This window comes from Pseudomonas entomophila L48 (assembly GCF_000026105.1).
GTDB lineage: Bacteria > Pseudomonadota > Gammaproteobacteria > Pseudomonadales > Pseudomonadaceae > Aquipseudomonas > Aquipseudomonas entomophila.
On the sequence record NC_008027.1, the window covers coordinates 2,937,982 to 2,961,495 of the forward strand.

A 23,514-nucleotide genomic window follows, 5' to 3' on the forward strand; every position below is an offset into this window, starting at 1 on the left:
CCATGCACAAGCAAGCACTGATTCAATACCTGCTGTTGCTCGGCGACAGCGCCCTGGTCCAGGGCCAGCGCCTGTGTGAGTGGTGCGGCAAGGCGCCGGCGCTGGAGGAAGAGCTGGCGCTGATGAACGTAGGCCTCGACCTGGTCGGCCAGGCACGCAACTGGCTGGACTATGCCGCCGAACTGCAGGACGACGGCCACGATGCCGACGCTCTGGCCTTCCGTCGTGACGAACGGGCCTATCGCAACCTGCTGCTGGTCGAACAACCCAACGGCGATTACGCCGTGACGATGCTCAAGCAATTTCTCTACGATGCCTGGCACCACGCCATGCTCGACGGCTTGAGCGCATCGAGCGATGAGCGTGTCGCCGGTATCGCCGCCAAGGCCCTGAAGGAAGTGACCTACCACCTGCGCCGCTCCGGCGAGTGGGTGCAGCGCCTGGGTGGCGGCACCGAGGAAAGCCGCCGTCGCATGCTCGACGCCATTCCAACGCTGTGGCGCTTCACCGTCGAGCTGACGGCCGCCAGCGACAGCGAAGTACAACTGGCCCAGGCCGGCATCGCCGCCGACCCGGCGCGGGTCGCCCGCCGCTGGCTGGCCACGGTCGAGGCGATCTTCGCCTCGGTCGAACTGCCGCTACCAAAGGCCGCAAGCCACTTCTACCTGGACGGGCGCAAAGGCCTGCACACCGAGCACCTGGGCCTGCTGCTGGCCGAGATGCAGTTCCTGCCGCGAGCCTACCCCGATGCGACCTGGTGAGCTGATCGCGGGTGACCGCGGCGCCCGAGCCCTGCGCGATGGCGACCTGGCCGAGGCCTGGGCGGTGCTGGCCGAGGTGATGGACCCGGAGGTGCCGGTGGTCAGCGTGGTCGACTTAGGTGTCGTTCGCGACCTCGGCTGGCGCGCCGGCCATCTTCACCTGGTCGTCACCCCAACCTACTCCGGCTGCCCGGCCACCGAGGTGATCGAGGGCGATATCCGCCAGGCCTTGGAACAGGCCGGTTTCGCCGCGCCCGCGCTGGAGCGCAGGCTTTCCCCGGCCTGGAGCACCGACTGGATCAGCGACCAGGGCCGCGAGCGCCTGCGCGCCTATGGCATCGCACCGCCTGCCGGCAGCGCCAGCTTGCGCGGCACATCGCCCACCGTGTGCTGCCCGCAATGCGGTAGCAGCCACACCGAGCTGCTCAGCCAGTTCGGCTCCACCGCCTGCAAAGCCTTGTACCGCTGCCGCGCATGCCTGGAGCCGTTCGATTATTTCAAATGCCTTTGAGCCGTGGAGAACACCATGAGCCAGTTTCACAGCCTGACCGTCCGGCAAGTGCGCCAGGAGACCCGCGATGCGGTATCCATCGCCTTCGACGTGCCCGCGCACTTGCGCGATGCGTTCCGCTTCACCCAGGGCCAGTACCTGGTCATGCGCACCCGCCTGGATGATGAAGAAGTGCGCCGCTCCTACTCGATCTGCAGCGCGGTGCAGGACGGCGAACTGCGTGTGGCGGTCAAGCGCGTGCCAGGCGGGCGCTTCTCGGCCTTCGCCAACGAAGCGCTCAAGGCCGGCCAGCAACTCGAAGTGATGCCGCCGTCGGGCAGCTTCTTCGTGCCGCTGGACCCGGCGCGCCAGGGCAACTACCTCGGCGTGGCCGCCGGCAGCGGCATCACCCCGATCCTGTCGCTGGTCGCCACCACCCTGGCCAGCGAGCCCCACAGCCGCTTCACCCTGCTGTACGGCAACCGCGCGAGCAACAGCGCGCTGTTCCGTGACCGCCTCGAAGACCTGAAGAACCGATACCTGGACCGCCTCAACCTGATCTTCGTGTTCAGCCGCGAACAGCAGGATGTCGACCTGTACAACGGCCGTATCGATGCCGACAAGTGCGGCCAGCTGTTCTCTCGCTGGCTCGACGTGAAGTCGCTCGACGCGGCGTTCATCTGCGGCCCGCAGGCGATGACCGAAACCGTGCGCGACAGCCTGCAAGCCAATGGCCTGGACAAGGCGCGCATCCATTTCGAACTGTTCGCCGCCGCCAGTGGCGAGGCACGTCGCGAAGCCCGCGAGACGGCGCGCCAGGTCGACTCGGCGGTCAGCCACGTCACCGTGATCAGCGACGGCCGCGCCCTGGCCTTCGACCTGCCGCGCAACACCCGCAGCGTGCTCGACGCGGGAAACGCCATCGGCGCCGAGCTGCCTTGGTCATGCAAGGCCGGGGTGTGCTCGACCTGCAAGTGCAAGGTGATCGAGGGCGAGGTGGAAATGGACAGCAACCATGCCCTTGAGGACTACGAAGTGGCGGCCGGGTATGTGCTGGCGTGCCAGACCTACCCGCTGAGCGACAAGGTGGTGCTCGATTTCGATCAGCTTTGAGATCGAGGCACCTGTCTCGCTGTGGGAGCGGCCTTGCGTCGCGAAAGGACCGCAAAGCGGTCCCAAAACCCCGATTGCTGGGGCTGCTGCGCAGCCCTTTCGCGACGCAAGGCCGCTCCCACAAGGAAATTGCAAACCTTCGGCAACACCCGCGTGACCTGAAAAAACAATTACAACAGCCAGAGAGAACGCCCCCATGACACCCGAACACCTCGAAACCATCAGCAACCACCCCGCCTTCCAGCAACTGATCAGGCGCAAGCGCCGCCTCAACGGCTCGCTGACCCTGACCATGCTCGCCGCCTACTACGGCTTCGTCCTGCTGGTGGCCTTCGCCCCCGGCGTGCTCGGCCAGTCCCTCAACGGCGGAGTCACCAGTGTCGGCATGCTGGTGGGTGTGTTGATGGTGCTGCTGTCCTTCGCCCTCACCGGCGTCTACATGCACCGCGCCAACCGCGTCATCGACCCGCTCAACGACCAGGTCAAGCAGGAGTGCGCGCGATGAACTGGACCGCCATCTCGATGTTCCTGGTGTTCGTTGGTTTCACCCTGCTGGTGACCCGCTGGGCCGCCTTGCGCACCCGCTCGGCCAGCGACTTCTACACCGCCGGCGGTGGCCTCACCGGCATGCAGAACGGTCTGGCGATCGCCGGCGACATGATCAGCGCCGCCTCCTTCCTGGGCATCTCGGCGATGATGTTCATGAACGGCTACGACGGCCTGCTCTACGCCCTGGGCGTGCTGGCCGGCTGGCCGATCATCCTGTTCCTGATCGCCGAGCGCCTGCGCAACCTGGGCAAGTACACCTTCGCCGACGTGGTGTCCTACCGCCTGGCCCAGGCCCCAGTGCGCCTCACCTCAGCGTTCGGCACCCTGGCCGTGGCGCTGATGTACCTGGTGGCGCAGATGGTCGGTGCCGGCAAGCTGATCGAGCTGCTGTTCGGTATCAGCTACCTCTACGCAGTGATGCTGGTGGGCGTGCTGATGGTGCTCTATGTCACCTTCGGCGGCATGCTCGCCACTACTTGGGTGCAGATCATCAAGGCGGTGATGCTGCTGTCGGGCACCACCTTCATGGCCTTCATGGTGCTCCGCCATTTCGGCTTCAGCACCGAGGCGATGTTCGCCAGCGCCGTGGCCGTGCACGCCAAGGGCCAGGCGATCATGGCTCCGGGGGCGCTGCTTTCGAACCCGGTGGATGCCATCTCCCTGGGGCTGGGGATGATGTTCGGCACCGCGGGCTTGCCGCATATCCTCATGCGATTCTTCACCGTCAGCGATGCCAAGGAAGCGCGCAAGAGCGTGTTCTACGCCACCGGTTTCATCGGCTACTTCTACCTGCTGCTGATCGTCATCGGTTTCGGCGCCATCGTCATGGTCGGCACCGAGCCGTCCTACCGTGATGCCTCAGGCGCAATCATCGGCGGCGGCAACATGGTCGCGGTGCACCTGGCCCAGGCAGTGGGCGGCAACCTGTTCCTCGGCTTCATCTCGGCGGTGGCCTTCGCCACCATTCTTGCCGTGGTGGCGGGCTTGGCGCTGTCCGGTGCCTCGGCGGTGTCCCACGACCTGTACGCCTGCGTGGTGCGCAAGGGCCAGGCCAGCGAACAAGAAGAGATGCGCGTGTCGCGCCTGGCCACCCTCGGGATCGGCTTGTTCGCAGTGCTGCTGGGGCTGCTGTTCGAGTCGCAGAACATCGCCTTCCTGTCCGGCCTGGTGCTGGCGGTGGCCGCCTCGGTCAACTTCCCGGTGCTGCTGCTCTCGATGTTCTGGAAAGGCCTGACCACTCGCGGCGCGGTGTGCGGCAGCCTGGCCGGGCTGGTCTCGGCGATCGTGCTGGTGGTGTTGGGGCCGGCGGTGTGGGTCAACGTGCTGCACAACGAGCGTGCGCTCTTCCCCTACAGCAACCCGGCGCTGTTCTCCATGTCGTTGGCCTTCCTCGGTGCCTGGGCCTTCTCGGTCACCGACACCTCGGAGCGGGCGCGCGAGGAGCGCGGGCGCTACCTGGCCCAGTTCATCCGCTCCATGACCGGTATCGGCGCCGCCGGCGCCAGCAAGCACTGACCACAAGAACAATGACACTGTCGGGTATAACAACAATGAACCGCACGTCCTTCACTTCAGCTGCCTGGCTGGCCACTCTCGCCCTGCCCTTGCCGGCCATGGCGGACTTCATCGCTGACAGCCACGCGCGCATCGAGCTGCGCAACCACTACATCAACCGCGACTTCCGCCAGGACAACGCGCCGCAGAGCAAGGCCGAGGAATGGGGCCAGGGCTTCACTGCACGCTTCGAGTCCGGCTTCACCGACGGCCCGGTCGGCGTCGGGGTGGACGCCATGGGACAGCTTGGGGTCAAGCTCGACTCCAGCCGCGACCGGCGCAACACCGGCTTGCTGCCCTATGGGCCCAACAGTCTGGAACCCGTAGACGACTACAGCGAACTGGGCCTGACCGGCAAGCTGCGGGTATCAAAGAGCACCCTGCGCCTGGGCACCCTGCAACCGATCCTGCCGGTGGTGGTGTACAACGACACCCGCCTGCTCTCGTCGACCTTCCAGGGCGGCCTGCTGACCAGCCAGGAGCTGGATGGCCTGACCTTCAACGGCGGCCGCCTGACCAAGGCCAACCTGCGCGACTCCTCCGGCCGCGACGACATCGGCTACGGTGCCGCCAGCAGCGACCACTTTGACTTCGGCGGCGGCAGCTACGCCATCACCCCGCAGACCAGTGTCAGCTACTACTACGCCAAGCTGGAAGATATCTACCGCCAGCAATACGTTGGCTTGCTGCACACCCAGCCATTGGCCGAAGGCGTCAGCCTGCGCAGCGACCTGCGCTACTTCGACAGCCGCGGCGACGGCGCCGAGCGCGCCGGGCGTATCGACAACCGCAACTTCAACGCCATGTTCACCCTGGGCGTGAAGGCCCACAAGTTCACCGCCACCTGGCAACAGATGTCCGGCGACAGCGCTTTCCCGTTCCTCAACGGCGGCGACCCGTACACCGTCAACCTGGTCACCTACAACACCTTCACCCGCGCCGGGCTCGACTCCTGGCAGTTGCGCTACGACTACGACTTCGTCGCGCTGGGTATCCCCGGCCTGAGCTTCATGACCCGCTACACCGATGGCCGCCACGCCGAAACCGCCACGGTCAGCAATGGCCGCGAACGTGAGCGCGACACTGACATCACCTACGTCATCCAGAGCGGCCCGTTCAAGGACGTCAGCCTGCGCTGGCGCAACGTCACCTTCCGTTCCGGCAACGGCCTGACCAATGCCGTGGACGAGAACCGCCTGATCATCGGCTACACCCTGGCGCTCTGGTAACCGCGCCATATCAAAGGAGAACAGCATGTCCGCCGCCCCTACCCTGCAAAGCTTCATCGCCGGCCGCTGGCTCGGCCAGCACGGCGCCCAGGCCCTGCGCAGCGCCCTCGACGGCCAGGTCCTGGCCTACAGCCACGAAGAACGACCGGACTTCGCCGAGGTCGTGGACTTCGCCCGGGCCCAAGGCCTGCAACAACTGCTGGCGATGGACTTCCAGCAGCGCGCCGCCCGGCTCAAGGCCCTGGCGCTGTACCTGGCCGAGCGCAAGGAACAGCTCTACGCCCTGTCCCACCACAGCGGCGCCACCCGCGCCGACAGCTGGATCGATATCGAGGGCGGCAATGCCACGTTGTTCGCCTATTCGAGCATCGGCCGGCGTGAATTGCCGTCCGGCAACCTGGTGCATGAAGGCCCGGCGATCCCGCTGAGCAAGAACGGGCACTTCGCCGGCAGCCATATCCTGGTGCCGCGTGCAGGTGTGGCCGTGCATATCAACGCCTTCAATTTCCCGATCTGGGGCATGCTGGAGAAGTTTGCTCCGACCTTCCTCGCCGGCATGCCGTGCATCGTCAAGCCCGCCACCTCGACCAGCTACCTCACCGAAGCCGTGGTGCGCCTGATGAATGAATCGGGCCTGTTGCCGGCAGGCAGCCTGCAACTGGTGATCGGCAGCACGGGTGATTTGCTCGACCGTCTGCAAGGCCAGGACGTGGTGACCTTCACCGGCTCCGCCGACACCGCCGCCAAGCTGCGCGTCACCCCGAACCTGGTGCGCCACTCGGTGCCGTTCACCGCCGAGGCCGACTCGCTCAACTGCGCGATCCTTGGGCCGGACGTCAGCCCCGACAGCGAGGAGTTCGAGCTGTACATCAAGGAGGTGGCGCGGGAGATGACCACCAAGGCCGGGCAGAAATGCACGGCGATCCGCCGCGCCATCGTGCCCGCCAGGCACATTGATGCGGTGGCCACACGCCTGCGCGAACGCCTGCGCAAGGTGGTGGTCGGCGACCCGTCGGTGGAAGGCGTGCGCATGGGCGCGCTGGCGTCCCACGACCAGCAGCGCGATGTCGCCGAGCGGGTGCGCATGTTGCTGGACAGTTGCGATCAACTGCTGGGCGCCAGTGACGGTTTCAACCCGGTCGGCGAAGGCGTGGCCGAAGGCGCCTTCTTCGCCCCGACCCTGCTGCTGGCCCGTGACCCGCACGCCGAGGGCGGCGCTCACGACATCGAAGCGTTTGGCCCGGTAAGCACGCTGATGGCCTATGACGACCTCGACGAGGCGCTGGCCCTGGCCGCCCGGGGCAAGGGCAGCCTGGTGGCGTCGTTGGTCACCGCCGACCGCGCCGTGGCGGCCAAGGCGATCCCGGTGGCGGCGGCCTGGCATGGGCGGCTGCTGGTGCTCGACAGCGAGGCGGCCAAGGAATCCACCGGGCATGGCTCGCCCTTGCCGCAACTCAAGCACGGCGGGCCCGGCCGTGCAGGCGGCGGCGAGGAGCTGGGCGGCCTGCGTGCGGTCAAGCACTACCTGCAGCGCGCCGCAGTCCAGGGCTCGCCAAGCATGTTGATGGCAGTGACCGGCGAATACGTGCGTGGCGCCGAGGTGATCGAGACCGACGTGCACCCGTTCCGCCGCTACTTCGACGACCTGCACATCGGCGAGTCGCTGCTCACCCACCGGCGCACCGTGACCGAAGCCGACCTGGTCAACTTCGGCTGCCTGTCGGGCGACCACTTCTACATGCACTTCGACGAGATCGCGGCGAAGCAGTCGCAGTTCGGCAAGCGTATTGCCCACGGCTACTTCGTGTTGTCGGCGGCGGCCGGGTTGTTCGTTTCTCCGGGCGAAGGGCCGGTGCTGGCCAACTACGGGCTGGATACCCTGCGCTTCATTACGCCGGTCGGCATCGGCGACACGATTCAGGCGCGGCTGACCTGCAAGCGCAAGATCGACCAGGGCAAGACCAGCCCGCAGGGGCAGCCGCAAGGGGTGGTGGCGTGGGATGTGGAGGTGACCAACCAGCTGGGCGAGTTGGTGGCCAGTTATGACATTCTGACGTTGGTGCTCAAGCGGCCTGAGTAACCCTCGCCCCCTATCGTTTCGGAACCACCCACGCCTGGGCGTGGGTGGGCCTGTGTCATTTTCCGGCGAAAGGGTGTTCGCCGGCGACCTGGGCAAGTCGACAGGCGAACATGCGGCTGTTGTGATTACGTATGCCACCTATGCGGTTCTGCAGGTCGAAACGCACATCCCTGACTGCTGGGTCGCCCTTGCCCGGCGGTTTAATGATGTCAATCGGCAGGCGCAAGTAGGCCAGCGCTTCGCCGTGCTCGAAGATCTGGTCAATTGCCAGCTCTTCGGTGTTCTGCGTACGGGGTGGGTTGGGCGTACTGAACCATCCCGTGACCGGCGAAGAATTGAACGCGATGACCTGCGAAACTTTCAGAGGGCTTGCCACGCTTCGTGGGAACGCATAAGCCAACTGGTGTGCCAGACCACCCCCCAGGGAATGACCGATGGCAACCACCTTTACGTCGGAGGGCAAGCGGCCATCAGCAATACGTTTGCCCAGCTCGGCCGCAAAGGCCGGTGCCACCTGGTCACGCGTGACGCTGTATTGATCTTCGTTTCTCAACCAATCAGGGATGAACCAGCGGAAGTTGGATGTCCAGTCCTGATGCTGGTCGAAATTCGTCCCTCTGAAAACGATGGCAACCTGTGAGACACCTTTCGGACCGCGGTACTCCCAGACACTGAAGAACAGGCCTGACAGGTCTGCATGCTTGGCAAACTGCCGATCGGGAAAGCCCGTCCAGGCGTACCAGCCCGGCACCGTTATCAGTTGGTCGGCGGCTCTTTCACACGTTGGATCAAATGACTGCATCAACAGGCTCTTCTGCCGGACCGACTTGTTCTGGGCTCGCAACTTGTCCTTGTAATCTGGCCACGAAAGCTCATAGGCGTTGGCAGCAAGCGCCACATAACCCCAGTAATCCTTGGCGTACTTGGCAATATCCTGGTGAACCGTGTAATGCGATGCCCCAGGCTCCTTGACCAGGACCGTGTTCGGATCCTGAAACCAGGTGCTGCACCCCATCTGCATGGCAAGCGCAACCCACAACACAGCATTCCTAGTGTCCATGACGTGGCTCCCTAAGAAGTGGCGTATCGCCACTAATCTCTGGTATAGCACCCACCCCATGAAACCGTGATAGACCGCTTATCGGTCATTCAAACCCTTCCACAACGAAACCGTCGCTGCGCAATTCACCGACACGGCTGCTACGAGCGCCTCTCGGGTCCGCTCTCATGTCGCGCCAGTTGCCTGCCCTGTTCAGCCGTCAGTTCGCGCTCCGCTTCCAGGCGTTGGGTCTGCGCCTCCAATTGCCGGCGCATTTCTTCACTGGCGCCCTGGGCCTGGGCAAGGATGACGCGCAAGCCCTGCACCTGGGCATCGCGTTGCTCCAGCTGCTCACCCATCACCTTGCGCTCCGACTGTGCCTGGCGCTGCTCGGCCTGCAGTCGCTCATTGTCGCGGTGCAGCCGGGTCAACTCTTCCTGGCGATCGCTCATGCCCAACTGAACGGTCTGCAACTGCCCCTGCAACTGGCGAACCTGGGTCTCATGGCGGCGCTGGTCCTGCTCTCGTTGCTCTCGGCTGCTGGCACGCAGATGCTCGATGTCTTCATGGGCCTGGCGGTGCTTTTCTTCCAATGAGCGGACCTGGTCTTCCTTGTCCGTCAGGCGCACCTGCAGTTCAACCAAGGCTTGCCGGGCCAGCTGCAGTTGCGACTCCAACGCCCGGCGCTGGTTGTCCACCTCTGCCTGGGCGGCATCGATGCGTGCCTGCCCCTCCTCCTGCAGTTGTGTCGCCAGTTGCTCCACCAACTTGCCCAACGGTTCGCTGAGGCTAGCCATGCCGTTCAGGCTCACGGGCTCCAGCTCTTTGAGATAACGATGGATCGTGGTTTTCGAGCCGGTATTACCCAACTCGATACGTACGGCATCGATACTCGGGTGCTCGCCACGGGCAATCAACAGCTGCCGCGCACGCTGCACTGCTGCCTTGTTTATCCCGGTCCTGGCCATGTCTGCTCCTGAATTCCGTACCATGGTACGTACCATGTAATTACGCGAATTCTGCACCTGCGAGCAAGCGATTTCAAGGTGTCGCAGGCATGCCCTTCACCTCGCCGCGTTGCAGGCTCTCCACGGTGTTGCCCATCGCATCCCGCGCATCGAGGTCGGCGCCCCGCGCCTCCAGGGCCTGCAGCACCTCGGTGCGCTGGAACAGCGCGGCATACATCGCCGCCGTCTGCCCGGAGGCATTGTGCTGGTTCGGACTGCAGGGGGCATCGATCAGGCGCCGGGCGATACGCACCTCGCCCTTGAAAATGGCCCCCATCAGTGCGGTGTTGCCGCGCAGATCCTGCACGCAAGGGTCGGCACCGGCCGCCAGCAGTCGCTCGACGGTTTCGCCCTGGCCGTGATAGGCCGCCAGGATCAGGCCGGTATAGCCCTTCGCGTCACGCACGTTCAGGTCGAACCCGGCCTCGATGAATGTCTGCAGCATGGCCTGGTCGCCGCGTCGCGACGCGTCGAAAAAGTAGTCGCGCAAGCGCTGCTCGACGGCCATGCCCTGCGCATCTGCCTGAGCAGTCATCGTCGTCAGCCCGACCAGAGCCGCAAGAAACCATGCCCGCATGGTGGCCTCCTCCAATGGAACAGAACATCACTGATTGATTTGGCGCGACCTCTGTAGGAGCGGCTTCAGCCGCGATCACCCGCGAAGCGGGTATCAGACACCGCGTCGCCTGCATCGCGGCTGAAGCCGCTCCTACAGAGGCCCCTGTGCGAGCGGGCCCGAAGGCCCGCTCCTGGGTCACCCATCAGTCCTGCAGCTTCGCCGCCAACTGCTGGACCCGTTTCAGATCAGCCTTGGCCACCTTGGCCAGGCCCGTGCCGTAGTCACTGTCGGCCTTGTAGAAGAACGACAGCATGATGTAGCGGCTCTCCTCGTCCGCAGTCGCCAGTGCGGCACCCAAGCTGTTGATCAGGTCGGTCTGGTCCTTCTTGCCGTAGGAGCGGAACAGCTCGCCAGTCTGCTTGAAGTTCTGCTCGCGCTGGATCTTCGCCTGCTGGGTGCTACCGCTGAGCGGGGTCGACACGTAGCGGGCGCTGGCCTGCTCATCCCGCGGCTGGCGGCGGCTCGGTTGATAGTTCACGCCACTGTCGGTGTGGCCGGCGTTCATCGCGCCGTCCTGGTTGATGCTGTTCACCTCGGCGCGCGGGCGGTTGACCGGCAGGCTCAGGCCATTGGCGCCGATCCGGTACATCTGGGTGTCGGCGTAGGCGAACAGGCGGCCTTGCAGCAGGCGGTCCTCGGACGGCTCGATGCCCGGCACCAGGTTCGACGGCGCCATGGCGACCTGCTCGGTCTCCTGGAAGAAGTTGTCGACGTTGCGGTCGAGCACCATCTGGCCGATCTTGCGCTCAGGGATGCCGGGCCAGATCTTGGTGGCGTCCAGCGGGTCGAAGTCGAACTTCGCCAGCTCTTCAGGCTTGAGCACCTGGATATACAAGTCCCACTTCGGGAAGTTGCCCTTGCCGATCGCGCTGACCAGGTCGTGGGTCATGTGGCTGTAGTCGCGGCCCTGGACCTGCTCGACCTGTTTCGGGTCGAGGTTCTTCTGCCCTTGCAGGCTCTTCCAGTGGAACTTCACATAGTGCGTTTCACCCTTGGCGTTGACCAGCTTGTAGGCGTGCACGCTGTTGCCGTCCATCTCGCGGTAGCTGGCCGGGGTGCCTTCGTTGGAATACAGCAGGGTCAGGGTGCGAGTGGCCTCGGGCACATGGGAGAAGAAGTCGAAGCGGCGCGAATCGTCGTCGAGGTTGCTGCGCGGGTCGGGCTTGAACGCGTGGACCATGTCCGGGAACTTGATTGCGTCACGGATGAAGAAGGTCGGGAAGTTGTTGCCGACCAGGTCCCAGTTGCCGTCGGCGGTGTAGAACTTGGTGGCGAAGCCGCGCGGGTCGCGCAGGGTCTCAGGGGAGTGGTTGCCGTGCACCACCGAAGAGAAGCGCACGAACACCGGGGTCTTCTCGCCAGGACGGAACACCTTGGCCATGCTCAGGTCGCTGATGTCGGCGCTGGCGGTGAACTGGCCGTGGGCACCGGTGCCGCGGGCATGCACCACGCGCTCGGGGATACGCTCGCGGTCGAAGCGCTGCAGCTTCTGCAGTAGCTGCACGTCTTGCAGCAGGACCGCACCGTTGGGGCCGGCGGTTTGCGAGTTCTGGTTATCACCGACCGGGGCGCCATTGTCGCGGGTCAGGGTGGCGGCCTGTACGGACATCGACAGCAGGCTAGCGGCGAGGCTGGCCGCTACCAGCAGGCGGCCGGGCTGGAACAGTTTGAGGGAAGGGATCATGAATCTACTCCTAATGGCTCTATCAGGCGTCTTTGGTGCGCCTGACAAAGGTTAAGGAAGTGGGTCGTGATCGCTAAATTGATACTCCGTATCAGTTCGATTGGTAACTTTTATAGCTATGAATATTCGTTTCGGATATATGAGGGTATGACGCATCGCGGATGAATCCGCTCCTACAACATCGGTGGCGATGCGGGTGCACCGGCCTGTAGGAGCGGATTCATCCGCGATGCGCCGCGCCAGCGGCGCCCTACCCTCGAAGCAGCGCCGCCACCTGCTGCGCTGTGGCCTTGGCCGACTGCGGGTTCTGCCCGGTGACCAGGCGCCCGTCCACCACCACCTTGGACGTGAACGGCAACAACGCCTTCTCGTAGCGCGCGCCGCGCTCGCGCATCAACGCCTCGGCGTTATAGGGCACCTTGCCCGCGACACCTGCCAGCACTTCCTCGACCCAGGCATAGCCAGTCAGGCGCCGCCCCTTCACCAGCAGGCTGCCGTCGGACAGTCGCGTATTGAGCAAGCCGCAGTAGCCATGGCACACCGAGGCAACCACGCCACCCTGTTCGTAGATCTCGCGCGTCAGGCGCTGCAGGCCCGGATCGTCCGGAAAATCCCACATCACGGCATGACCACCGGTGAAGTAGATGGCATCGAAGTCGGCCGCCATCAGGTCTTCAGGGCTGGCAGTGTTGTCCAACAGCGCCATACTGGCCGGGTCGTTCAACCAGGCCTTGCCCGTGCCATCGAGCAATGGCCATTTCAGCGAGCGCGGCTCCAGGGGCGACTTGCCACCCTTCGGGCTGACCAAGCATTGCGCGTAGCCCTCGGCCGCGAACACCTGCCAGGCATGGGTGAGTTCCCCCAGCCACAGCCCGGTCGGTTCGTTCGGATCGGTGTAATGGGCGACGTTGGTGACGACATGCACGATGCGCTTGGCCATGTTGCAGTTCCTGCGGGTGATCGGTACCCCTCACGTTAGCCTTCAAGCCAACTTCAAGGTCAAGGCCATGGCGACATGCCAAACCTGACGCTTGACATTAAAGTTGAGTTGAACGTTAGGGTAATCCTGCATTCAACCCTGGAGAGCTCGAACTGTGAAACTAGGAACTGTCGCGGCAATGACCGGCGTACTCCTGACACCCTGCGTGGGTAGCGCACTGGCGGACACCACGCTGATCGACATCGCCGGCCACCCGGTACCCGTGCTCAAGGGCGGGCTGTACGACCGCTACCGCTCCAACCCGCCCCTGTCGGTGATCCAGGCGCAGGCACCGGAGCTGGACCTGAGCTGGTTCAAGACCTTGCCCAAGACCCAGGTCGATATCGGCTTCGCGTCCTACTCACCGAACTTCTACTACCGCAACAGCCGGGTTACCGCGGTGTACACCGCCGACCTCGAGCGCCTGCGCGCCCTGATACCGGCCAAGGTGCTGGAGCAGGTGCAGCCGCTGCAGGTCTGGCCAGGGCGCGGCCTGGTGGCCTTCACCGCCTACACCTACGACTACTGCGACAACGACAGTTACAACGAGGTGGCCCTGTCGATCATCACCAACCAACCGGGCAAAGCGAACCTCGGCCCCTTCACCTTGATCGGGCAATCGATGTCGAAGGACTTCTGGGGCTATGTGCTGAAGTTGCCGGTGAACACCGAGCTGGCTCGTGTGCGTGGCGTGGTGGGCTACAACCTGCCGAAGTGGCTGACGGGCATCGACCGCCATGAAGACACTGGCACGGTGACCTACGACATCGTCGACAGCCAGACCGGCAAGGTGGATGTAGTGTTCAAGGCGAACAAGCTCGACGATGTGTCCAACGACGTCGGCATGGTGACCAACAGTTTCACCAACCTTGATCACGACGGTCAGCTGACCTACGGCTACGCCACGTCCCGACAGACCCGCCACGCCACCAGCACGAGCGCGGATTCAGTGCAGTTGGTGCTGGGCGATGGCAGCTTGTCGACCTATATCCGTTCGCTGGACCTGGGCAAGATGGTCAAGTACGAGTACGTGCCGGCATTCCAGAGCGCGCTATATGCGCCCAAGCCACTGGCGCTGCTGGGCAGGAACGATTGAAGCGACGGGTCAGTTGCCGACCTTGCCCGCCGCGATTTCTTCGCGCAGGCGGTCCAGCACCCGCTGGCTGTTTTCCACGCACGGCATGCCTTCGGGCTTGCTCTCGATACCGTCGATCACCAGCAGCAGCTGCTCCTTGTTGCGCGCCAGGCGCTGCTGCAGCAGGTCGATTTCCTCGACCTTGCGCTTGAGTCCGTCGAGCAGTTCACCATGCTGCCAACCGCTGGCGTTCACCGGCAGCAGTTGGCGGATCTCGTCCAGGGAAAAGCCGGCCGCCTGGGCGCTGGTGATCATTTCCAGCACCCAGACGGCATCGTCGGTGTAGTCACGGTAGCCGTTGGCCTTGCGCCCGACTGTGCGGATCAGCCCGCTGGCCTCGTAGAACCGAATCCGCGAAGGCGCAAGACCGGTAATTTTTGAAAGCTCTCCTATTCTCATCTGGCACCTTGAAAACGCGTTGACCTTAAAGCGCACTTTAATCCTACAGTGGCGGCGTGGCCAAGTGGCCCCGCACCACATGTGTAGTCCGCAGACCTTGAACAGGAGAAGCGAAATGGGATACGTCACGACAAAAGAAGGTGTCGAGATCTTCTACAAAGACTGGGGCCCCCGCGATGCCCAGGCCATCTTCTTCCACCACGGCTGGCCATTGAGCGCCGACGACTGGGATGCGCAGATGCTGTTCTTCCTCGCCCAGGGCTACCGCGTCATCGCCCATGACCGACGCGGGCACGGGCGCTCCAGCCAGGTGTGGAACGGCCACGACATGGACCACTACGCTGATGACGTGGCGGCGGTGGTGCAGCATTTGGGCGTGCAAGGCGCCATCCACGTGGGGCACTCGACCGGTGGCGGCGAGGTCATCCACTACATTGCCCGGCACACCGAGGACCCGGTCAAGAAAGCCGCCATCATCAGCGCCGTCCCCCCGATCATGGTGAAAACCGCCAGCAACCCGGGCGGGCTCGACAAGTCGGTGTTCGATGGCCTGCAGGCCCAGCTCAAGGCCAACCGGGCGCAGTTCTACCACGATATCCCGGCCGGCCCGTTCTACGGCTACAACCGCCCGGGCGCCAAGGCAGACCAGGGCGTGGTGCTCAACTGGTGGCGCCAGGGCATGATGGGCTGCGCCATTGCCCACTACGACGGCATCGTCGCCTTCTCCCAGACCGACTTCACCGAAAGCCTGAAGAAAGTGACGATCCCGGTGCTGGTGATGCACGGTGATGACGACCAGATCGTGCCTTACGAAAACTCCGGGCCGCTGTCCGCCAAGCTGCTGCCCAACGGCACGCTGAAAACCTACGCCGGCTTCCCCCATGGCATGCCCACCACCAATGCCGACGTCATAAACGCCGACCTGCTGGCGTTCATCCGCAGTTGAACGACTTGGGGCGGGCGCTGCTCGCCCCTATTCGCCGAACCGTTCGAAAAAATCCACCGACGGCACGAAGAACAAGCCACCGGTGACCGCCCGGCTGTAGTCGAGCAGGCGGTCGTAGTTGCCCGGTGGCTTGCCGACGAACATGTTCTCCAGCATCTGCTCGATGGGTGCGGGCGAGCGGGCATAACCGATGAAATAAGTACCGAACTCACCGGCACCCGGGCGGCCGAATGGCATGTTGTCGCGCAGTATCTTGATCTCCTTGCCGCCCTCTTCGAGGGTGGTCAGCGAACTGTGCGACCAACTTGGCTTCACATCATCGTCCAATTCGATATCAGACAACTTGGTACGGCCGATAATGAGTTCCTGCTCGGTGGTGGACAACTTCTCCCAGCCCGCCATGTCATGCAGGTACTTCTGCACCAGTACATAACTGCCGCCCGTAAATTCAGGGTCTTCATTGCCGACCAGAGTGAACTTCTCCACTTCCCGCGAGCCCGGGTTCTCGGTGCCATCGACGAAGCCGATGATGCTGCGCATGTCGAAATAACGGAAACCCTGGACCTCATCGACCACGGTCACCGCCGCCCCCAAGCGCTTGATCAGTTGTGACGCCAGTTCGAAACACAGGTCCATATGCTCGGCCCGAATGTGCAGCAGCAGATCGCCCGGCGTGGCGACGGCAAGGCGCTCGCCCTCGCCGAACTCCCGGAAACCGTGCAACCCAGCGGGTTTCGGTAGCCCGAATAGCCCTTCCCATACCCTGTCGGCGAAGCCGATGACACAGGAAAGATTGCCCGAGGGCACACGCTTGCCCACGGAACGCACCAGGGCGGCGATATCGCCACACAGCCCTCGCACGCGGTCGCGGCTGGCATCGTCGGGGTTGAGCGTGGCCACCAGGAAGATCGCGCTACGGGTAATCGGGCTGTCGACCGCCTGGGGCTCTGTTGCGTTGTCGTCCATATAATGCGCACCTTCTAATGCAGGCTCATGTGAAGTCATGTTATTGCTAGCAAGACAACTAGCGGAATAACATCACGGCCTGTGTGGTATAGCACAGTTTATCCTCGAACAATGCCCTCATAGATGACATCTATCGGTCGATCCAGCCTATCGATTTGACTGCGTCAATTTGCCCCAGATAATGAGCGACGCTTGCTGAAGTTACCGCCAAGTCCGCCTGCCCGTACCTGAGCTGTTCCTGCCCCTTATAAATACGACCCACGGCCTACCCATCGACCGTGCCTGTGTCCCTGCGTCCGAGTTGTTGAAATGTCTGTCAATGCCCCCTCCCAGATCACTGAACTGGTCATCGAAGCCGGTGCCAAGAAGGCCCACCTCCCCACCCGAGCGACCCTGATCCTGGGTTTCCTGGCGGGTGCGTTCATCTCCCTCGGGTTCCTGCTGGCGATCCATGTCAGCACGATGATTCCGGCACCCTGGGCGTCGTTCGGCAACCTGCTGGGCGCCGCCGTGTTCCCCATCGGCCTGATCCTGGTGATCCTGGCGGGCGGTGAGCTGTTGACCGGCAACATGATGAGCCTGCCGCTAGCGATGTTCGCCGGGCGCATCCGCCTCGGCGCAGTCGCCCGCAACTGGCTGCTGGTGACCTTGGCCAACCTGCTGGGCGCGCTGTTCGTGGCCTATTGCTTCGGGCACCTGCTGGGGCTGGCCGAAGGGCCCTACCTGAGCAAGACCCTCGCGGCGGCGACCAGCAAGGTCAGCGCCGACTTCCTGCATGCCTTCATTTCCGGCATCGGTTGCAACTGGCTGGTGTGCCTGGCGGTGTGGTTGTCGTACGCCAGCCGCGAAGTCAGCGGCAAGATCCTCGGGATCTGGTTCCCGATCATGGCCTTCGTCGCCATCGGCTTCCAGCACGTGGTGGCGAACATGTTCCTGATTCCGGCGGCGATCTTCGCCGGGTACCTGAGCTGGGGCCAGCTGGTGCAGAACCTGGTGGCGGTGTTCCTGGGCAATGCGGTGGGTGGGGCGATCTTCGTGGGCCTGGCCTATTACATTTCCTACGCCATCCCGACCCAGGAACAACAAGCGCTGAATTGACCCTCTGTAGGAGCCGGCTTGCCGGCGAACCAGACAACGCGGTGCCTGGCACCGGCTTGGCCGGTGTTCGCCGGCAAGCCGGCTCCTACGGGGCGTGATCAACCGCAATACCGAGGCCCTGCTCGGCCAACCAGCGCTTGAGCATCGAGCGCTGCTGTTCAGAATAGGCAACCAGGCAGTTGTCCATGCCTTGCCCAGCCTTGACGGCCCGTACCACCGGCGCCAACTCGATGCCCTGCAGGTGCCAGATTCCCAGCGGCTGGTCCGCCGTCACCACCACCTGCGCCTCCTCCACCAGCGCGTCACGCAACACCGGCCGATGCTCGACCCGCACACTGTCCCAGTTCGCCGGCACATGGATCGGCTGCGTGTCCGGCCAGGCACTGCGCCGTGCCCAGAACGGCGCATCAGCCCGTGATCGCTCCTGGGCATGGAAGTCCCGGCCAATCCTGGCAAAACGCATGAACAGTTGTTCGATGCGCGATTGATGGAAACGCCGCGCCAATTCGGCACGCTCAGGACACTGAAGCAACGTGTTGATCACCACAGGCGCCTGCAAGGCCGACGACAGCGACTGGAAGATCCCGTTGCCCGACAACGGATCAACCGCCATCGCCGCATCGCCTACCCGCAACCAATCCTTGCCACAGCAGTCGCCCGCCAGGATCGCCGTGCTGCTGCGCGCATGAACGCTGGCCGGCAGCAAGGCCTGCTCATCGAACAGCTGGGCAACCAGCGCCGAACGCCGCCGACGCTCGGCGCAGTGGTCAGCCAGCGCCGCCTTGCCCGGCAACTCGGCCGTCGCCGCGTCCAGGGTGACCTGCCAGTAGCAGCGACCATCAGCCAGGCGCGCCATCCACGCCCAGCCGTCGTCCAGGCTTTCCACCGCCGACGCTGGCAAGCCGGGCGCGGCTTGCCAGCCATTGAGCAGGCTCACCGTCTCCGGGCCGCGCACCCGCCCGTTGGCCAGCGGCGCCTGGCGGCCGCGGGCCTCGACCAGGAAATCGGCGTACAGCACCTGGCCGTCGTCCAGGCGCACCTGGGGGCCTGCCTCAAGGAGCACTTCGCGAACCCGGCCCTCGATCAGCGTGACACCCACACGGTGCAAATCATCACGCAGGGCCTGGTCGAACCGCTGGCGGTCGAGCAGGAACTCCTGGTTCAGCCGCAGTTGCTCGCCATTCCAGTGCACCTGCCGTTCGGCCGGAGTGGTGGTCTGCGCCAAAGCGGCGCCGAGGCCGGCATGGCGCAAGCCCTCCAGGACCCGTGGCGAAACGCCTTCGACCGCGGCGAAGCGACGCCAGTCGGACACCACCGTCACCGGGTAGCCCAAGCGTCGCAGGCCCAATGCTGTCGCCGCGCCAGCAGGTCCTGCGCCAAGCACAAGGATAGATTGCTCACTCATCCGCCAGCCCCTTTCGCTCAGGGCCACTGAACGCCGCATGGGCTTTCAGCCATTGAAACAGCGCGACACGGTCGAGCCCTGGCCTGTCGTGCAACAACGCCGCGATGCGCCCGGACAATGCGGCACAGGCCTGGCTCGCGCCCGCGCCATCCTGCGTACCGACAAAGGCGCCGAAGTCGGCCTGGGCGGTGCCCAGCCACGACCATTGGCCGGGCGCGCAACGCGCATCGCCCGTCACCCGTACCACACCGGGATAGCTGGCCGGATAAACCGCCGCACCCCGGGCCGGGCTCGATGCACAGAGCAGCACGCCGGCTGCCTGGGCGGCGGCACAGGCCTGGCGCAGCACCGGGCGGTCCTGGTGCAGCCCCAGGCTCAGGTTGATCACGCTCGCGCCCTCCTCCACCAGCCACAGCAGCGCTGCGGCCACCTGCAGGGCGCTGGTGCTCCATTGTTGGGTAAAGACCTGCGCCATCATCAAAGGGACTGCGCCGGCTTCGGCGCGAATGCGTTCGAGCACGGCGCTGCCATGGCCGAGCGCATCCGGCTGGGCCTCACCTTCCTGAAGCAGGCCGTCTTCCAGCCAGAACCGTCGTGCGGCGAACAACGACTGCCCCACCAGGCAACCGCTGTCGACCACGCCAATGCGCAGCTCACGGGGCATTGTCGATGGGCTCCTTGGCAAGCAGCAGGCCGTCACGCAGTTCCAGGTGCAGGTCGGCATCGGCCAGGGTCGAGGCGCGGTGGCTGATGAGGATTCGCGTGCGGCCGGCGAACAGCTGGTCGATGGCGGCGATCACTTCGCGTTCGGTGGCCTCGTCCACCGCCGAAGTGGCCTCGTCGAGCACCAGGATCGCCGGCTGTTGCAGCAGCGCGCGGGCGATGGCGATGCGCTGTTTCTGCCCACCTGACAGTTGCTGGCCGCGTTCGCCCAGCAGCCCATCCAAACCCAGCGGCAGGCTTTCCAGCAAGCTGTCCAGGCGGGTCAGGCGCACCACGTCCAGCAGTTGTGCGCGGGTGGCCTGCGGGGTGCTGTAGGCCAGGTTGTGGGCCAGGGTGCCACGGAACAGCACGATGTCCTGGCTGACCACGGCGATGCGCCGCCGCAGGGCTTGCAGGTCAAGCTCGCGCAGGTCTATGCCATCGAGCAGGATGCGCCCCTCCTGGGGGTCGTAGAACCGTTGCAGCAGGTCGATCAGGGTTGACTTGCCGACGCCCGAGGCGCCGCTGATGGCGATTTTGAGGCCACCCGGCAGGCGCACGTCGACGCCCTGGAGCACGCCGCCCTGGCGCTGGTCGTGGACGAACCGCACACGTTCCAGGCGCAGCTCGCCGGGGCCATCGGCGATAGGTCGCGGCGCGGCGGTTTCCCGCACCGCCAGCGGCTCTCGCTTGAACTCCATGACCCGCCCCAGGCTGACGGCCATGCGCTGCACCGCGACATACAACCCCAGCAGGCTCTGCACCGGCCCCACAGCCATGCCCAGGTAGGTGGAGAACGCGATCAGGGCACCCAGCTGCCAGGTGCCCTGGATCACCCACCAACCACCGATCAGAAAGGCGCAGGCACGGCACCAGGACGTCAGCGTGCCGGGTATCGCCTGGGTCAGGAACTCGGTGAGCTGCACCTTGAGCAGCTGGCTCATGTAGCCCTGCCCCAGGCCCTCCAGGCGCTCGGCCTCACGCGGTTGCTGGCCGGACGCCTGGATGAACTTCATCGCCGGCAGGGTCTCGACCAGGAACGACGAGACATCCGCCGAGCGCTCGCGCAGGCTGCGCACTTCCCGTTCGACCTTGCGCCGCATCCAGCGCAGCCACAACACCTCCAGCGGGATCAACAAGGCCAGCAGCAACGAGAGCTGCCAGGACAGCATCAGCATCAGGGCGACCGCGCCCACCAGCCCGATCAGCGCCGACACCGCCGAGAACAGCGAGTCCACGGCGAAACGCTGGATCTCGGCGACATCGCCATCCAGCCGCGACAGGATGTCGCCGGTGCGACGTTGGCCGTAGAAGGTCGGCGACAGTTGCTGCAGGTGCCGGTACAGGTCGTCACGCAGGGCGAACAGGATGCGCCCGGACAGCCGGGTGTGCAGGTAGCGGTTGAGACCTGACAGCAGCGTGCCGAACAGGCCGGCGGCGATCATGATCGCCGCCATGTGCCAGAGCATCTGGTAGTCGCGGGCCAGCAGCCCTTCATCGATCAGGGTCTTGACCAGCCAGGGCTGCACCAGCGCCAGCAACGTTGCCGTGAAAGACAACGCCAGCAGCACGCCGATGGCCCGCCGTTGCGGCCGTACGAAGCCGTACAGCCAGGCCAGCGCCTGGCGCATCAGCGCAGGGTCGCTCGACTCGATCAGCCGCGAGAACAATCCTCCCATCGCTCAACCCCGCAATTGCTTGAGCTTGCGATACAGGGTCGCACGGCTGATCCCCAGCGCCTGGGCGGCGGCCGAGACATTGCCCTGGTGCCGGGCCAGGGCGCCGCGGATCTGCTCCAGCTCGCTGTCACGCAGGCTGCCGGACGGCGGCGTGCCGCTGGCCAGTTCGTCGAGCAGGCAGTCGGTGAGGTGGTCGAGGGTCAGCACCTGCTCGTTGTCTTCGCGCATCGCCAACGCCGTGCGCATGACCATCTCCAGCTGGCGGATATTGCCCGGCCAGTCGAAGCCTTCGAGCAATGTGGCCAGGGGAGTGTCCAGGCTGACGCCGCGAGCGCCGGACTTGTCCAGCAGGCCCTGGATGATCGCCCTCAGGTCGTCGCGCTCGCGCAGGGCCGGCAGGCGCAGGGAGACGCCGTTGACACGGTAGTAGAGGTCTTCGCGGAACTGTTGTTCGCTGACCAGGCGCTTGAGGTCGCGGTGAGTGGCGCAGATCAGCGCCACGTCGATCTCCTGTTCGTCGCCTGCCCCCAGGGGTGCCACCCGGCGCTCCTGCAACACTCGCAGCAGACGGGCTTGCAAGGCCAGTGGCATGTCGCCGATCTCGTCGAGGAACAAGGTGCCGCCATGGGCCTGCGCCAACCGACCGACCATGCCGCCGCGACGTGAGCCGGTGAAAGCGCCCTCGCGGTAGCCGAACAGCTCAGACTCGATCAGGCCTTCAGGAATCGCCGCGCAGTTGACCGCGACAAAGGGTTTGTCGGCCCTCGGGCCGGCCTGGTGGAGGGCACGGGCCGCCACCTCCTTGCCGGTGCCAGTCTCGCCCAACAGCAACACCGGCAGGCCGTTGGCCAGCCCCTGACGGGCCATGCGCAGGGCCCGGGCCAGGCGTGCGTCGCCACCGGCCAGGGCCTCCAGCGCTTGGGTTTTCGGTGGCGTGGGCGGTTTGCCGGGCATTGCCGTGCCGTTGACCTGGCCATGGCGAGGCAACTGCAGGGCACGGAAGAAGAACTCGCCCTTGGCGGTCTGCACGCTGCTCGTCCCGCCCTGCCAGAGGCGGGCGATGAAGGCTGGCGAGCGCTCGCCCATCAGGTCGCTGCAGCGGCGCCCGAGCAGTGCCGGGCGCGCCACCTGCAACAGCTGGCAGGCATTGTCGTTGGCGGCCAGCACTTCGCCCTCCAGGCTCAAGGCCAGCAGCCCCTGCCAGGCGCTGGCCAGGTACTGGGGTCGGCAATGGAAGGCCAGCACCAGGTGCTCGGGGTGATACAGCGCGAACAACCGGCTCTCGATATTGCCGGCGGCCAGCAGCAAGGTGGACAGGTTGTCCTGGGGTTGCGCCATCACCCCTTCACGGGTCACGTCGAGCACGCCGATCACCTCGCCATGCGGGTCGCGAAGCGGCACCGACGTGCAGGAAAACGGGCTGAGCCTGTCGAGGTAGTGCTCGCCGCAGTTGATCAGGGTCGGCTGGCCTGCGACCACCGCCGTGCCGATGGCGTTGGTGCCGCGCAGCGCCTCGCTCCAACAGCTGCCGGGGTGCAGGTCACGCAGGCCCTCGCGTTGCAGCACGTGTTTCTGGCCCTCGATGGCCAGCACGTTGGCCTGGGCATCGCCGAGGATGACGATGCCACTCTTGCCCTGGCGCTTGACCAGGTAGTCCAGTTCGGGGGTGACCGCGTCGATCAGCAGGCGGTTGTGTTCGAGCAGCGCGCCCAGGTCCAGGCCATGGCGAATGCCCAGGCCCACCTGCTCGCCTTGCAGGCAGTCCAGGCCATGGCCGAGGCTGCGACGCCAGGAGGCGTCGATTTCGTCGCGCAGCACGCCCGAGGGCAACTCGCCCTCGCTGGCCAGCCGCAGGCGGGCCTGGCGAGATTCGTGCAACGGGTCATGGGCGGTTGTTATGGGTGTTTGTCGCGCCATTGCGTGCTCCAGTTGTGCCCGGGTCAGGCCGGGCAACGGGCATCGGTTTTTTCGGCAGTGTGCGTCAGAAATGTTCGGGCGTCATCAGGTGCATGTCGCAAGAGTCGCGTTGGCCATGCGATCGGGCGCCGCCCGCGCGGCGCATCGCGGATAAATCCGCTCC

The 23,514-nt window shown here is 65.0% G+C and carries 20 protein-coding genes and 1 pseudogene; 10 read left to right on the top strand and 11 right to left on the bottom strand.

Going from position 1 to position 23,514, the window contains the following annotated elements; translation table 11 throughout:
• Positions 1 to 2: 2 nt before the first annotated feature.
• The 7 genes and pseudogenes from paaC (at position 3) to paaZ (ending at position 7,776) form a co-directional block, all read left to right on the top strand.
• Positions 3 to 761, top strand: coding sequence for a 1,2-phenylacetyl-CoA epoxidase subunit PaaC (paaC, locus tag PSEEN_RS12955; protein ID WP_011533970.1), 759 nt, complete (start codon positions 3 to 5; stop codon positions 759 to 761).
• Positions 748 to 1,272, top strand: a complete 525-nt coding sequence (paaD, locus tag PSEEN_RS12960; protein ID WP_011533971.1) for a 1,2-phenylacetyl-CoA epoxidase subunit PaaD — start codon at positions 748 to 750, stop codon at positions 1,270 to 1,272. The genes paaC and paaD overlap by 14 nt, the downstream gene beginning before the upstream one ends.
• Before the next feature lie 15 nt (positions 1,273 to 1,287).
• A complete protein-coding gene (gene paaE / locus PSEEN_RS12965; RefSeq protein ID WP_011533972.1) occupies positions 1,288 to 2,364 on the top strand; it encodes a 1,2-phenylacetyl-CoA epoxidase subunit PaaE in 1,077 nt (358 codons plus the stop codon).
• A gap of 196 nt (positions 2,365 to 2,560) precedes the next feature.
• A complete protein-coding gene (locus tag PSEEN_RS12970) occupies positions 2,561 to 2,869 on the top strand; it encodes a DUF485 domain-containing protein (protein ID WP_011533973.1) in 309 nt (102 codons plus the stop codon).
• Positions 2,860 to 4,428 (top strand): annotated as a pseudogene (locus tag PSEEN_RS12975) (cation acetate symporter); the annotation flags it as partial. The gene PSEEN_RS12970 and the pseudogene PSEEN_RS12975, both read left to right, overlap by 10 nt.
• Positions 4,429 to 4,463: 35 nt before the next feature.
• Entirely contained in the window at positions 4,464 to 5,696 is a 1,233-nt protein-coding gene (locus PSEEN_RS12980) for an OprD family porin (RefSeq protein WP_044488098.1), read from the top strand.
• A 25-nt stretch (positions 5,697 to 5,721) separates the two neighbouring features.
• Complete coding sequence (paaZ, locus tag PSEEN_RS12985; protein WP_011533976.1) at positions 5,722 to 7,776, top strand: phenylacetic acid degradation bifunctional protein PaaZ; 2,055 nt, start codon at positions 5,722 to 5,724, stop codon at positions 7,774 to 7,776.
• Between the two features lie 55 nt (positions 7,777 to 7,831).
• On the opposite strand, the gene PSEEN_RS12990 is transcribed toward paaZ, so the two are convergent.
• From PSEEN_RS12990 to PSEEN_RS13010, 5 genes are all read right to left on the bottom strand, one after another.
• Entirely contained in the window at positions 7,832 to 8,836 is a 1,005-nt protein-coding gene (locus PSEEN_RS12990; protein ID WP_011533977.1) for a Tle-like phospholipase domain-containing protein, read from the bottom strand.
• Positions 8,837 to 8,976: 140 nt separating this feature from the next.
• Positions 8,977 to 9,783 carry a DNA-binding protein gene (locus tag PSEEN_RS12995; RefSeq protein ID WP_011533978.1) on the bottom strand — a complete coding sequence of 269 codons (807 nt, stop codon included), beginning with the start codon at positions 9,781 to 9,783 and terminating at the stop codon, positions 8,977 to 8,979.
• A gap of 73 nt (positions 9,784 to 9,856) precedes the next feature.
• Entirely contained in the window at positions 9,857 to 10,399 is a 543-nt protein-coding gene (locus tag PSEEN_RS13000; RefSeq protein ID WP_011533979.1) for an ankyrin repeat domain-containing protein, read from the bottom strand.
• A 184-nt stretch (positions 10,400 to 10,583) separates the two neighbouring features.
• Positions 10,584 to 12,125 carry a catalase KatB gene (gene katB, locus PSEEN_RS13005; RefSeq protein WP_011533980.1) on the bottom strand — a complete coding sequence of 514 codons (1,542 nt, stop codon included), beginning with the start codon at positions 12,123 to 12,125 and terminating at the stop codon, positions 10,584 to 10,586.
• A gap of 250 nt (positions 12,126 to 12,375) precedes the next feature.
• Positions 12,376 to 13,065, bottom strand: coding sequence for a type 1 glutamine amidotransferase domain-containing protein (locus PSEEN_RS13010; RefSeq protein ID WP_011533981.1), 690 nt, complete (start codon positions 13,063 to 13,065; stop codon positions 12,376 to 12,378).
• A gap of 178 nt (positions 13,066 to 13,243) precedes the next feature.
• Between PSEEN_RS13010 and PSEEN_RS13015 the strand changes: the two genes are divergently transcribed.
• On the top strand, positions 13,244 to 14,200 hold the full coding sequence (locus PSEEN_RS13015) for a hypothetical protein (protein WP_011533982.1): 957 nt from the start codon (positions 13,244 to 13,246) through the stop codon (positions 14,198 to 14,200).
• Positions 14,201 to 14,209: 9 nt separating this feature from the next.
• Here the strand turns inward: PSEEN_RS13015 and PSEEN_RS13020 are convergent, their stop codons facing one another.
• The gene (locus PSEEN_RS13020) at positions 14,210 to 14,638 is read right to left on the bottom strand and encodes a MerR family transcriptional regulator (protein WP_011533983.1); all 429 of its coding nucleotides are present in this window, start codon (positions 14,636 to 14,638) and stop codon (positions 14,210 to 14,212) included.
• Between the two features lie 115 nt (positions 14,639 to 14,753).
• On the opposite strand from PSEEN_RS13020, the gene PSEEN_RS13025 reads away from it, so the two are divergent.
• Positions 14,754 to 15,584 (top strand): alpha/beta fold hydrolase, encoded by an 831-nt coding sequence (locus PSEEN_RS13025; protein WP_011533984.1) that lies wholly within the window; start codon positions 14,754 to 14,756, stop codon positions 15,582 to 15,584.
• A gap of 27 nt (positions 15,585 to 15,611) precedes the next feature.
• Here the strand turns inward: PSEEN_RS13025 and PSEEN_RS13030 are convergent, their stop codons facing one another.
• Complete coding sequence (locus PSEEN_RS13030) at positions 15,612 to 16,550, bottom strand: Dyp-type peroxidase (protein ID WP_011533985.1); 939 nt, start codon at positions 16,548 to 16,550, stop codon at positions 15,612 to 15,614.
• A gap of 309 nt (positions 16,551 to 16,859) precedes the next feature.
• Here PSEEN_RS13030 and PSEEN_RS13035 point away from each other — a divergent pair, with 309 nt between their 5' ends.
• On the top strand, positions 16,860 to 17,648 hold the full coding sequence (locus PSEEN_RS13035) for a formate/nitrite transporter family protein (protein ID WP_011533986.1): 789 nt from the start codon (positions 16,860 to 16,862) through the stop codon (positions 17,646 to 17,648).
• Between the two features lie 85 nt (positions 17,649 to 17,733).
• Here PSEEN_RS13035 and qhpG read toward each other — a convergent pair whose 3' ends face one another.
• The 4 genes from qhpG to PSEEN_RS13055 are packed head-to-tail and all read right to left on the bottom strand — an operon-like array spanning position 17,734 to position 23,351.
• A complete protein-coding gene (qhpG, locus tag PSEEN_RS13040; protein ID WP_044488103.1) occupies positions 17,734 to 19,053 on the bottom strand; it encodes a flavin-dependent monooxygenase QhpG in 1,320 nt (439 codons plus the stop codon).
• Positions 19,046 to 19,717, bottom strand: coding sequence for a subtilisin-like serine protease QhpE (gene qhpE, locus PSEEN_RS13045; RefSeq protein ID WP_011533988.1), 672 nt, complete (start codon positions 19,715 to 19,717; stop codon positions 19,046 to 19,048). The genes qhpG and qhpE overlap by 8 nt, the downstream gene beginning before the upstream one ends.
• Complete coding sequence (locus tag PSEEN_RS13050) at positions 19,707 to 21,434, bottom strand: ABC transporter ATP-binding protein (RefSeq protein ID WP_011533989.1); 1,728 nt, start codon at positions 21,432 to 21,434, stop codon at positions 19,707 to 19,709. Before PSEEN_RS13050 ends, qhpE begins: the two co-directional genes overlap by 11 nt.
• Before the next feature lie 3 nt (positions 21,435 to 21,437).
• Positions 21,438 to 23,351, bottom strand: a complete 1,914-nt coding sequence (locus PSEEN_RS13055) for a sigma-54-dependent Fis family transcriptional regulator (protein ID WP_011533990.1) — start codon at positions 23,349 to 23,351, stop codon at positions 21,438 to 21,440.
• Positions 23,352 to 23,514 lie beyond the last annotated feature (163 nt).